The sequence below is a fragment of the Helicobacter muridarum genome, from assembly GCF_000765805.2.
Lineage (GTDB): Bacteria > Campylobacterota > Campylobacteria > Campylobacterales > Helicobacteraceae > Helicobacter_A > Helicobacter_A muridarum.
In genome coordinates this window covers 1-12,400 of sequence record NZ_JRPD02000018.1, presented here as the reverse complement: position 1 = coordinate 12,400, position 12,400 = coordinate 1, and the positions used below count along the sequence as shown (strand labels likewise).

The following is a 12,400-nucleotide window of genomic DNA, read 5'->3' as shown; positions in this document are numbered from 1 at the left end:
CTACTTGATTTTATATTTATGCATAAAGAAATCTTGCTATGCACATTGGTATTTTTGCCACTTATAGCTAGTTTGATTGGTGCATTTAGCTCTACTATGCCAGCTAGCAAATTTGTTGGATTTATTTGCTCGCTTCTAATTAGTTCTAGTTTTGTGATTGCTTGCTTGCTGCTTTATTTATTAGCTAACTCTAATATACGAAGTTTTCATGTGGAGCTATGGGATTTTATTGAGACTAGTCAATTTCAAGTTAGTTTTTCGCTCATGTTTGATAAGATTAACGCCATTATGATATTTGTAGTTACCCTTGTTTCTAGCATGGTTCATTTTTATTCTATTGGCTATATGTCTCATGATAAAGGCTTTAATAGATTTTTTGCTTACTTGGGTGGATTTGTCTTCTCAATGTTATTGCTTGTTGGTGGTGATAATTTGCTTATATTATTTATTGGCTGGGAAGGCGTTGGCACTTGCTCTTATTTGCTAATTGGCTTCTGGTATGAGAAGAAGAGTGCCAATGTTGCATCTATTGAAGCATTTGTGATGAATAGGGTAGCAGATTTAGGAATGTTGCTTGGAATCTTCCTTGTATATGTAGAGCTAGGCTCTTTATCTTATGGTGAAATCTTTTTATCTTTGGCTAGTAATCCCCCTAGCGATACCATACTTACTTGGATAGCTATTTTACTCTTTATAGGTGCTATGGGAAAATCAGCACAATTTCCTTTGCATACATGGCTTGCTAATGCAATGGAGGGTCCAACTCCTGTTTCTGCCCTAATCCATGCTGCTACAATGGTAACTGCTGGAGTTTATTTAGTCATCCGCCTAGCACCATTGTATAATCTTGTCCCTAATGTCGCCTATTTTATAGCATGCCTTGGGGCATTTGTAGCAATATTTGCTTCTCTTATGGCTATTGTTAATAGGGATTTAAAACGTATTATTGCTTATTCTACTCTTTCACAGCTTGGTTATATGTTTGTCGCAGCAGGGCTTGGCGCATATTGGGTTGCATTATTTCATCTGTTTACGCATGCGTTTTTCAAATCTCTATTATTCTTAGGTGCTGGCAATGTTATGCATGCTATGAATGACAAGCTAGATATTACTAAGATGGGTGGATTGTCTAAACCACTTAAAGCTAGTATGATATTTATGTTTATTGGCTCTATTGCATTATGTGGAATCCCGCCTTTGGCTGGATATTTCTCTAAGGACAAGATATTAGAGCTAGCTTTTGCACAGCATGAATATGCTATATGGACTATATTATTAGTAGGTGCAATCTGCACTGCCTTTTATAGCTTTAGGCTTTATACTCTTGTATTCCTAGCACCCAAGAATCATGATGAACATGCACATGAGGCAAGTAAGATTATGCTATATGCTATGACTCCTTTAGCTTTATTGGCTATTGTTGCTGGATTGTTCCATAATCAGTTTTCAGAATTTTTATCAAGTGCGCTAGTACCAATAGATATTCATGTAGATAACTTATTGTTGCTTATTGCATTCACACTAGTGCTTATTCTAATATCTATATGGATTGCATATAGTATGTATAAAAATGGATATAAGGAAAAATCTAGCTACAACATTTTTCATAAGATTCTGAGCAATGAATATTATATTCCACATCTATATAGGTTAGTCTTTGTTAAGCCTTTTGGAATGCTATCAGACTTATTCTATCATGTTGTTGATATGGGCATAATTGATAGGGTAGTAGATTCCATAGGTAAATTATTCTTATTAATAAGCTATGTGTTGCGACCTATACAAAATGGTAATCTTAGTAGCATGCTTCGACTAGTGTCTCTTGGCTTAGTGATACTGCTCATCATCATGCTATTGTATTTTATTGTGATATAGGCAAGGAGTATAATGTGGAATATTTGTTGAGTTTGATTATTGCCTGCCCGCTTGTAGCATGCCTATTTGTTTTTATGTTTGATGATGGCGGGGCTAAGAGATTTGGTAGAATCATCTCTTTTGTCGAGCTAGGCTTGGTTGTTGCGTTATGGGCTTGTTATCTTCCTGATTATGTAGATGGGCAATTTTTTAGCACATTTGCGCTGATTCCTAGATTAGGGGTTGATTTTGCTACTTCTGTTGATGGAATATCTTTGTTTTTGGTGGTTTTAACAGCATTTATTATGTTTATCGCTACAATCTATTTGAGACGCATAGATGATGCTAAACCTTTTGTTGTTTGTTTGCTCTCATTAGAGGGAATCTTAATGGCATTATTCACTTCAGAAAATGCACTTATGTTTTATACATTCTGGGAATTAGCATTATTGCCTGTGCTTTATATCGTGGGAGTTTGGGGTAGCGGACAAAAAGTATATATTGGATTAAAGTTTTTTATATATACATTTGCTTCTAGTCTTATTATGCTGCTTGCTATTGTATATATGGGATATTTGTATTATCAGCAAACAGGAATGTGGAGTTTCAACATATCATCATGGAAGAGTGTTTATATAAACATTCCATTTGAAACTCAAATCTGGTTATTTTTGGCATTTTTCATATCTATTGCTGTAAAGATTCCAATCATTCCATTTCATACATGGTTGCCACATATTTATAGTGAGGCTCCAGCTCTAGGAAGCGTTATGTTATCAGCTTTGCTTTCCAAAATGGGAACATATGCTCTTTTGCGTTTTCCTCTGCCCTTATTTCCTGATGCAAGTATATATTTTATGCCGCTTATAAGCATTCTAGCAGTTATTATGGTTGTGTATGCGGGCATTATTGCATTTAAGCAAAGTGATATTAAAAAAGTTATTGCCTATAGCTCTATTTCACATATGGGTATCGTAGTTTTAGGAATTTTTAGCTTCAATGGTGAAGGTATTAGTGGAGCGGTATTTATGATGGTAGCCCATGGGATTACAAGTAGCGGGCTATTTTTATTGGCAGGCATGCTTTATTATCGAACTATGACAAGACATATAGATGAATTTGGTGGAGTAGCTAGTGTGATGCCTCATTATTCTGCATTATTTGCCATTGTGATGATGTCTAATGTTGGGCTACCTTTAACGATTGGATTTGTAGGCGAATTTTTATCGCTCTATGGTTTTTTCCAAACTTCTGTAATTTTAACTGCTATTGCCGGCACTACATTGATTATTTCTGCAAGCTATATGCTTTATTTATTTAAAAATGTCTTTTATGGATACTCATATTTGCAAAATAAAACCTTCTTTGGTAATCTAAAGGATTTGAATTTTAAAGAATATTGTGCAATTATGCCAATTATAGCGGTAATTATATGGCTTGGAGTATTTCCTAATACATTATTAAAACCTATGCAAATCTCTGTTCAAAAGCTTATTGCAACTATGTATACACTATCAATTAATCAAATCAGCAAAGATCATTTGTTAAGCGTTAATGGAGGGCTTATTGGTCCTATGATAGATCATTTTTATGATAACAGTATCTATAAGTTAAAACCTCTTAGCAAAGAAGAAAAAGAAGAATTAATAAATAGTGAATTTGAAAATCACTTGAGCTATTGTATACAACAATATGGTAATAGATTGCATATATCTAATGATGAATATAAAGACATATCCAATTGTCTTATACTCTTAAATTCTAATAGGGGTTTAAATAGCAATTTTCAAAAAAACGAAAGCAATGCTTTAAATGCAGATTCACAGACGATAGGAGTTAGCAATGAGTGATTTAGATTTATCTACATATTTGCATTATTTTTATATGTATATGCCTTCTGCTATTTTGGTTGTTGGCGCAATAGTTGTTATGTTTAGTAATGTCTTTGCTAGATCATTTTCACGTAGCACTAGTCTCTCTTTGTCTATGATATTTATTTCTGCTGCATTTCTGTTTTGTTTAAGCGTGGGGCATATTGGTGTTACTTCATTTGTTAGCTTTATTGCAGAGTTGATTATATTGGTTGCATCATTCTTTTTTATGTTCCTTACTTTTTCTAGATTGCGATTTATGGAGTTTCAAACTCCTGAGTTTTATCCTCTGTATTTATTTTCAGTTGCTGGCTTTTTGTTGATGTCAAATGCCAATAATCTAATCTTTGTATTACTTGGTTTAGAGATTGGTAGCTTGCCACTAGCTACTATTATTGCATTGAGCAAGCGAGTTTATGGTATTGAAGCTGGTATTAAATATTTCGTATCAAGTGCGTTGGCTAGTATATTTTTTATATTTGGAATCTTGCTTTTCTATCTTTATACAGGAAATTTTGGTATTTCTGATGCGATGTCATCTTATAAGGAATTTTCGCATCATGATGATATATATAAGAATCTAATTGTGTTAGGTGGAGTTGTATTTATACTAGCTGGACTTGGATTTAAAATATCATTAGTCCCATGGCATAGCTGGATGCCAGATATTTACGAGGCTAGTAACCCTGTAATAGCTGGATATATATCAGTCGTACCAAAGATAGCTGGATTTGTTGTATTTTTGTATATTTTTGATCCTATTTTCTATGATCCAGAAATGTCAAATACTTTTATTGGCAAAATACTATGGGTAATGTTGTTAATTACGATTACATTGCCAAATATTGCCGCTCTTTTACAAAAAGATATTAAAAGAATGCTAGCTTTTAGCTCTATTTCTCATTCTGGTTTTGCGCTTGCCTGTATATATTTGGGTAGTTTTGAATCCCTAGCTCTTTATTGGGCATTATTTTTAATAACTAATCTTGGAGCGTTTGCGCTTCTTTGGGTGTATCGTCCTGTATCTATTGATTCTCAAACATTTATAAGTTCGGATTATCATCTTGATAGATTTAATGGATTTAGTAAGGTATGTCCTATTGGTGCTCTTGTGATGTCGTTTTTTATGATTTCATTAGCCGGAATTCCTCCATTTAGTATATTTTGGGGCAAAATATTCGTAGTTGGTAGCGCGCTGCAAAAAGGAGAGATAGCCTTAGCATTAGTTATGATGCTAAATAGTGCAATTGCAGTATGTTATTATCTAAAGCCTATTGTAGCAATGTTCTTTAAGGCTAGAAGTATAAACGAAAAGATTGACTTTTATCAAAATAATGCAACTGCTGGCATGAAGTTTGTCATAGTATCTTGTATGTTGCTTAGCTTTTTGGCAGTGTTTATGTCTTCTTATGTTTTAAATTTCTTAGAGCTTGGTAGCGTATGGTAGTCAAGTTTTTAGATTCGACTCCGCTTGCTAATTATAAGATTCTTAGCAATTCCATTACACCACGTCCGATTGCTTGGATTAGCACATTAAGCACTGATGATATAGTTAATCTTGCTCCATTTAGCTTTTTTGCTCCGCTTTGCGCTACGCCTGTGATATTTGGGGTAAACATTATGAATAAAAGCAATGGGGAATTCAAGGATACTCTAAGAAATGCAAAGTTAACTCATAAGATAACAATTAGCACTGTGCAAGTGGATTTTTTGGAATCTATGCAGCAAACTAGCAATGAGCTGCCATATAATGTAAGCGAAGCCCAGCAATATGGCATTGAGTTAGAATCAATATCTCCCACATATCCTCCTATTGTAAAGGGGAGCCTTGTAGCTTTCTTTTGTGAGTTTAGAGATGTGTTATGCTTTTCTAAGACTTCTTCAACTCTTATTGTAGAAGCAAAAGAAGTTTTCATTGATGATTTGGTTTATACAGAAAGTCTAAATTTTAGTATTGATAATGTAGGTAGGGTTGGTAAGAGCTTTATATATAAACAATGAGATTTATCTATGATCAATCTAATTAGCCAGTTTTGTTTTATTTTGATTATTTGTTAATGGTGGTTTATGGAATTTTTTAGCAATGTTTATGACGCACTAGTTTGCTGTGATGTGCAATATAAGAAACTAAAGATACAAGAAATTCAGGCTAATTTTTTATCTTTGAGTTTTTATCATTCTGCTCCAATACACACCTTGCATGAGCCATCTTATGCAAAACTATGTGAAGTCATTCACCCAACAAGAATCAAACGCCCTAAGAAATGCGATTCTATTCAATCTGTGGCAAAGATTTTGCATTCAGTAGCCCATATTGAGTATAGTGCGATTGATTTAGGTCTTGATGCAGCTTATAGATTTAGAAATATGCCAAGTGAGTATTATTTGGATTTTATTTCTCTATCTTTTGAAGAGATTTTGCATTTTGGTATGTTGGAGTCCTTGCTGCTAGATCTTGGCTTTAGATATGGTGATTTTGCTGTGCATGATAATCTATTCTTGGCTATGATAAAAACCCCCACACTAATAGAACGTATGGCTTTGATTCACAAAGGTTTAGAGGCCTTGGGATTAGATTCTAATCCATTTGTTGCCAATAAGATTAAAAACACAAATATTTTTTTGAAGGATAGAATCTTAGAGATTCTAGATATTATCTTACATGATGAGATTGGGCATGTTGCAAAAGGAGGAAAATGGCTTTTATATGCGCAACAAAAGCTCGGAGATTCTCGCAGTCTATCTCAAATACTAGAGCCTTTTAGCGATATTAATTTAATAGGTAATATTCCTAATGTAAAGGCTAGAATAGAAGCTGGATATACACAAGCAGAAATAGAATCTCTGCAAGCATTGCGAAAAGAATATAATGAAAGATTGGTTTGATTATTACAAAAGCTATGGCTTTTAAAATATTATTAAAAGTATTAAGATAGAATACCAGACGATAATAATTATTTATTATCAATTAATCTATTTTTCAATTTTTACAGGAGACAATCATGTTAGTAACAAGAAAAGCCCCAGATTTCACAGCTCCAGCAGTTCTACCAAATAATCAAATTGTTGATAACTTTGAATTAAGCAAAAACTTGGGTAAAAATGGTGCAGTTTTATTCTTTTGGCCAAAGGATTTTACATTTGTATGCCCTAGCGAAATTATCGCAATGGATAAAAGAGTAAAAGCCTTTAATGAAAAAGGGTTTAATGTAATTGGGGTATCTATTGATTCTGATGTTGTTCATTTTGCATGGAAAAATACAGCTGTTAAAGAAGGCGGTATTGGACAAGTAACTTTCCCAATGGTATCTGATATTACTAAGCAAATTTCAAGAGATTATGATGTTTTATTCAATGGTGCAGTAGCTCTTCGCGGAAGCTTCATTATTGATAGAAACCAAATTGTTAGACATGCAACAGTAAATGATTTACCACTTGGTAGAAATATGGACGAATACCTAAGATTAGCAGATGCTATTTTATTCCATGAAGAGCATGGCGAAGTTTGTCCAGCTGGTTGGCAAAAAGGCGATAAGGGTATGAAAGCTACAGCAGATGGCGTAAAAGAATATCTTTCACAAAACAGTGATAAGCTATAATTAGCACTTAGCTTCTATCTACTTCGCCACCATATAATGCTTGCTAGCATTTGTGGTTGCCACATAGTTTTACTAGTTATTGTTGGTTAGTATTCTAGCTAGTGGTAGCTTGTTTGTTAACACCTCTATTTTACTTTTTTACTTGTATCCATCTTGTTTTTTGAACTATTTTTTCTAGCAATTTTTGTAAAACAAAAATTGTATTACAATGCAATTTATTCAAAGGAGTATTAATGCAGGATTTTTCAGAATCTATTAATCGCTTTGATACATGTTCGCTTAAGTGGAATGTATCAAATAATGAGCTACCTATGTGGGTAGCTGATATGGATTTTCAAGTTTCTAGCGAGATAAGCCATGCTTTGCAAAAAGTGCTTAATCATGGTGTATTTGGTTATACAGTTGTGCCAGAGCTTTATTATGAGAGTATTATTTCATGGTGGCAGAGGAGGTATGATTTTGTTATGCAAAGACAATGGCTACTTTTTGCGAGGGGTGTTATCCCATCTATTTCTTGTATTATTAGGCACTTTAGTAGTGCAGGAGATTCTATATTATTGCAATCTCCTGTCTATCATATTTTTTATCAGTGCATTAAAGACAATGGTAGGAATATTCTAATTAATGACTTGTTTTATAGCAATGGTTGCTACGAGATAGATTTTGATGATTTAGAGTATAAGTTGGCAAATCCTCGCACAAAGATTTTTCTACTTTGTAGCCCTCATAATCCTATTGGTAAAACTTGGGATAGGGATACATTGAAAAGGATTGGGCATTTGTGTGCAAAGCATGAAGTGCTAGTTATATCAGATGAGATTCATTGTGATATAACATCTCCTTCTATTAGATATACTCCATTTGCTTCTATTGATGCTATTTGTGCAAATAATAGCATTACTACACTTTCTGCAGGAAAGAGTTTTAATATAGCTGATTTGCATTCTGCTTGTCTTGTTATACCAAATGCTAATATACGCAAGGATATGTTAAAGGCTATGCACAAAGAGCATGTTCATAATGCAAATATCTTTGGCTTGCAAGCATGTATAGCTGCATATAGTCATTGTGAGTATTGGCTAGAATCTTTAATTAACTATATAGAAGAAAATAAGCTAACTCTTAAAACCTTTGTAAGTAATAATATTCCCTATGTGCATGTAGTGGAATCAGATGCAACATATCTTGCTTGGATTGATTTCTCTATGATTCCACATAAGAAGGCAGAGGATATTGATAAGTTTTGCGATTTCCTACGAAATAAAACAGGATTATATGTTTCTAATGGGCTAGATTTTGGCAACAATGGCAGGGGGTTCTTGCGCTTAAATCTTGCTACATCAAGGAAGAGAGTTGAAGATGGTTTAAACAGATTAAAAGAGGGCTTTAGACAATTCCAAAGCTAGGCTATACCATATAATCACCTTTGAATTTTTAAGATTCAAAGCTAGAGAAATAGATATCTATAAAGTTTATCTATAATGATTTACTTAGAATATTAAAATGTTACTTTTTGCCAAATATATATTGTAGCTTAGCTCCATAAGCAAATGCTCGTCTTAAATTACCACTATTTATCACTGGTAAGCCAATGATGAATTCAAATCTTAAATTCTTCAATGTGTATAGGCTGATTCCTGCCTGGGCTATTATATCAGTAGAATTCCATACATTATTTTTGATTGGCACATCGGCATATACTCCAAAGAAAATTCCCATAGACTTAAAGTCATAGAAATAATCAATCCCACCACCAACAGTAAAGAAATCAGATCTATTTAGATTTTTATAAGAACTAATGGCATATATTTTGAATCCATTGCGACTATTCAAATAATAAAATCCGCCAAAATGTAAAGAAAATGCAAAAAAGTTTGTATTTTTAGAGTTTAGCCTTGTTTCATAATATCCATTCAATCCAGCACCAGCAAACCAATATAGATGACTATCATTTTTTATACTTATTCTTTTTGTTGAATTATTAGATAAATTCTTACTCTTATCAGTCTCATTGTGTTGTTTTTCGGTAGACTTTAAGCCATTTGCATCACTGCTCTTTGCGCTTTCACTTGCTTGGGATGGATTTGATGTCTCCTCATTAGATAGCATTACTTCCTCTTGAGCATTATTATCTTGTATATCTTGTTTTTCATTACTATTTTGATGTTTTTGTTTCCTTTTTTCCTCTTTTAATTCCTGCATTTCTTGCATTTGTTCAATTAAAACATTATCAAGAGCATCTGCAAATACATATCCGCATAGTATGATGTAAATTACTAGATTTCGCATCATTAATCCCCCATTAAGTAAATAACTTATTCTAATTCACCTTATTTTTTGTATTTTATAATGCTTTGTTATTGCTGATTGAAGTTAGATTTCATTTATAATATTTGGAAAATATGTTAAGATTGTAGCGTAATTTAATTATTTATTGTTTGTAGTGCATGATTTAAGGATGTTTGTTATGAAAATCTTTGGCACAGATGGTGTTCGAGGTAAGGCTGGTGTAGATATTACCCCTATAGTTGCATTAAAGCTTGGTATCGCAGCTGGAATCTACTTCCAAAGGGATAAGGGAGCTAGTAAGATTCTAGTAGGCAAGGATACAAGAAAGAGCGGCTATATGGTTGAGAATGCTGTAGTTTCTGGGTTAATATCTGTTGGCATGGATGTAATACAAATAGGACCTATGCCTACTCCTGCAATTGGGTTCCTAACTGAAGATATGCGTTGTCATGGGGGGATAATGATAAGTGCTAGTCATAATCCGTTTTATGATAATGGAATCAAATTTTTTAATAGCCAAGGATTTAAGCTATTTGAGGATAAGGAGAGTTTAATCGAAGAAATATATCATAGGGTTGATTCTTTGCAATGCTATAAGACCAATAGAGATATAGGCTCTAGCAAACGAATAGATGATGTTATTGGTCGTTATATTGTGCATATTAAAAACTCTTTCCCTAAACATCTAAATCTTCAAGGAATCCGCATTGTTTTAGACTGCGCAAATGGTGCTGCGTATAAGGTTGGTCCTAGCATATTTAAGGAATTGGGTGCTGATGTGATAGTATTAAATAATGCTCCCAATGGCTATAATATTAATGAAAATTGTGGTGCAATATCTCCTAATAGCCTAGCTTTAGAGGTTAAGCGTATGAGAGCAGATATTGGTTTTGGTCTTGACGGCGATGCAGATAGATTGGTTGTAGTTGATAATAAAGGCAATGTTATAGATGGCGATAAACTTATTGGCGCGTTAGCTCTTTTTCAAAAAAATCAAAACTTGCTTAAAAATCAAGGCGTGGTTGTAACTATTATGAGCAATAACGCTCTAGATGATTTCTTGAAATCTCATTCTATAAAGCTTTATCGCTGTAATATAGGAGATAAGTTTGTTTTGCAAGAAATGCTTCAACATGATTTTATCTTTGGTGGAGAACAAAGCGGGCATATTATATTCTCTAAGTTTGCAAAAACAGGTGATGGGTTAGTATCTGCTCTGCAAGTGCTAGCCCTTATGGCAACAAGTCAAAAATCAAGCAATGAAATTTTAGATCCATTTGATTTATATCCACAGCTGCAAACAAATCTTATAATCCAAAATAAGATTCCATTTGAGCAAATAGATGGTTTAGATAAGCTTCTAAAAGAAATTGAATCTAGCGGCATCAGACATATCATTCGATATTCTGGTACTGAAAATAAGCTTAGAATCTTATTAGAAGGTAAAGATATATCTTTACTAGAGAATTATGAAACTAAATTAAAAGAGGTTTTTTGTAAAATGTAAACTTTAGAATGATTTCGTATCATAAATCATACAATTTTCAACTCATCTACTTATGGAGATACAAATGAATAATTTTTATAAGTTTGGATTAGCATCAAAGATGCGAATAGTTATTTTAATTACAGTTGTTATTGTAGTTGGGACTTTGTGCACTATAATCTTGCTAAATGTAAAAGACAAACAAATAAATGCTGCTATGGATTCTATATTCTTATCAGCTAAATATAATGCTAGCAATGTCAATGCTATGTTTAATTCAGGTTTATATCCTTTTAAGACTTATGCTTCTATCTTGTCTTATCGTGCTCGACTCTATGATGGAGCATTAATTGATAAAGTTAAAAGGCTTACAATTAACATTGATAATGTTAGTTATGGATTTTTATACATGTATGGTGTAGATTATGCGGAGATAACAGAGAATATTCGTTTGAGCGATGATAGTTTGATGATATTAATCGAAAATCATAGCAAGAACATTGTTCCAAATAATACAGATATTATAAAACATCCTTCTGTGCAATCAGTTTTACAAACTGGAAAGGGGGCAATAGGAGTCCCGATGAAAATTAGCATTCAAGGTAAAGAGGTAGAGGGAAATATTTTTGCATTTCCGCTATTTAATGCAAAAAATGAGATAATTGGTGTTTTAGGAGGCATATTTCACTATGAAAATGTAATTAAATCTTTATTTATTAGTAAAAATGATTCTTATCCAAATGAGGCAAAATTGTTGGTTGCTCAAGATGGAACTATTATTACGTCTAGCTATAAATCTCAAGATAGAATTGTTGGTTTAAATTTAAGAGACTTAAACAAAATGTATCCTGGTTTAGAACTTATATCAGATAAGGCAATGAGCAATGAAGAAACAAGGATGGAACTTGGTGATGCATTGGATAGTTATGGTGCTCATGCAAACGTTGAGCTGCCTCTGTTTGATGATGTTCGTTGGCATGTTATAACTATTACACCAACAGAAGATGTGCTTTCACTTTATTCTAAATTACGCACAAGTGCTTTTATTATGGTGCCCATTGCAATTTTTATAATTCTTGTGGTACTTACATTATTTACAAAATACCAGATAACCGATAAGTTGACAAATTTAAGCAATCTATTGCTTAACTTCTTCAAATACCTAAACCATGAAACAAATCAACCTCCAGCCCTTGTTAAAATCAAATCCCAAGACGAATTAGGCAGAATGGCAGAAGCAATTAATTCCAATATACAAAGAACTCAAAAAAGCCTAGAACAAGATTCTAATGCAGTAGCTC

Annotated in this window: 9 protein-coding genes and 1 pseudogene; 9 read left to right on the top strand and 1 reads right to left on the bottom strand. The window is 33.2% G+C overall.

The window, feature by feature from the left end; translation table 11 throughout:
* Positions 1 to 18 precede the first annotated feature (18 nt).
* From nuoL to LS73_RS07310, 7 genes are all read left to right on the top strand, one after another.
* On the top strand, positions 19 to 1,875 hold the full coding sequence (gene nuoL / locus LS73_RS07340; RefSeq protein WP_034558229.1) for an NADH-quinone oxidoreductase subunit L: 1,857 nt from the start codon (positions 19 to 21) through the stop codon (positions 1,873 to 1,875).
* 14 nt (positions 1,876 to 1,889) lie between these two features.
* On the top strand, positions 1,890 to 3,704 hold the full coding sequence (locus LS73_RS07335; RefSeq protein WP_081955565.1) for a complex I subunit 4 family protein: 1,815 nt from the start codon (positions 1,890 to 1,892) through the stop codon (positions 3,702 to 3,704).
* The gene (locus LS73_RS07330) at positions 3,697 to 5,172 is read left to right on the top strand and encodes an NADH-quinone oxidoreductase subunit N (protein WP_052089645.1); all 1,476 of its coding nucleotides are present in this window, start codon (positions 3,697 to 3,699) and stop codon (positions 5,170 to 5,172) included. The genes LS73_RS07335 and LS73_RS07330 overlap by 8 nt, the downstream gene beginning before the upstream one ends.
* The gene (locus LS73_RS07325) at positions 5,166 to 5,726 is read left to right on the top strand and encodes a flavin reductase family protein (RefSeq protein ID WP_034558006.1); all 561 of its coding nucleotides are present in this window, start codon (positions 5,166 to 5,168) and stop codon (positions 5,724 to 5,726) included. The genes LS73_RS07330 and LS73_RS07325 overlap by 7 nt, the downstream gene beginning before the upstream one ends.
* A gap of 66 nt (positions 5,727 to 5,792) precedes the next feature.
* Complete coding sequence (locus LS73_RS07320; protein ID WP_034558007.1) at positions 5,793 to 6,611, top strand: ferritin-like domain-containing protein; 819 nt, start codon at positions 5,793 to 5,795, stop codon at positions 6,609 to 6,611.
* A 116-nt stretch (positions 6,612 to 6,727) separates the two neighbouring features.
* Complete coding sequence (locus LS73_RS07315) at positions 6,728 to 7,324, top strand: peroxiredoxin (RefSeq protein ID WP_034558008.1); 597 nt, start codon at positions 6,728 to 6,730, stop codon at positions 7,322 to 7,324.
* A 233-nt stretch (positions 7,325 to 7,557) separates the two neighbouring features.
* Positions 7,558 to 8,730, top strand: coding sequence for a MalY/PatB family protein (locus LS73_RS07310; protein ID WP_034558009.1), 1,173 nt, complete (start codon positions 7,558 to 7,560; stop codon positions 8,728 to 8,730).
* A gap of 100 nt (positions 8,731 to 8,830) precedes the next feature.
* Here the strand turns inward: LS73_RS07310 and LS73_RS07305 are convergent, their stop codons facing one another.
* Entirely contained in the window at positions 8,831 to 9,613 is a 783-nt protein-coding gene (locus tag LS73_RS07305) for a hypothetical protein (RefSeq protein WP_138070010.1), read from the bottom strand.
* A gap of 178 nt (positions 9,614 to 9,791) precedes the next feature.
* On the opposite strand from LS73_RS07305, the gene glmM reads away from it, so the two are divergent.
* Positions 9,792 to 11,120: a phosphoglucosamine mutase gene (glmM, locus tag LS73_RS07300; RefSeq protein ID WP_034558011.1), complete on the top strand. Its 1,329-nt coding sequence runs from the start codon at positions 9,792 to 9,794 to the stop codon at positions 11,118 to 11,120.
* Positions 11,121 to 11,184: 64 nt separating this feature from the next.
* A pseudogene (locus tag LS73_RS07295) lies at positions 11,185 to 12,400 on the top strand (hypothetical protein); the annotation flags it as partial.

What these genes read in the sequence shown, in the direction of transcription:
- nuoL (WP_034558229.1), top strand. Translation starts at nt 19, where the DNA reads ATGCATAAAGAAATCTTGCTATGCACATTGGTATTTTTGCCACTTATA.
- LS73_RS07330 (WP_052089645.1), top strand. Translation starts at nt 3,697, where the DNA reads ATGAGTGATTTAGATTTATCTACATATTTGCATTATTTTTATATGTAT.
- LS73_RS07325 (WP_034558006.1), top strand. Translation starts at nt 5,166, where the DNA reads ATGGTAGTCAAGTTTTTAGATTCGACTCCGCTTGCTAATTATAAGATT.
- LS73_RS07320 (WP_034558007.1), top strand. Translation starts at nt 5,793, where the DNA reads ATGGAATTTTTTAGCAATGTTTATGACGCACTAGTTTGCTGTGATGTG.
- LS73_RS07315 (WP_034558008.1), top strand. Translation starts at nt 6,728, where the DNA reads ATGTTAGTAACAAGAAAAGCCCCAGATTTCACAGCTCCAGCAGTTCTA.
- LS73_RS07310 (WP_034558009.1), top strand. Translation starts at nt 7,558, where the DNA reads ATGCAGGATTTTTCAGAATCTATTAATCGCTTTGATACATGTTCGCTT.
- LS73_RS07305 (WP_138070010.1), bottom strand. Translation starts at nt 9,613, where the DNA reads ATGCGAAATCTAGTAATTTACATCATACTATGCGGATATGTATTTGCA.
- glmM (WP_034558011.1), top strand. Translation starts at nt 9,792, where the DNA reads ATGAAAATCTTTGGCACAGATGGTGTTCGAGGTAAGGCTGGTGTAGAT.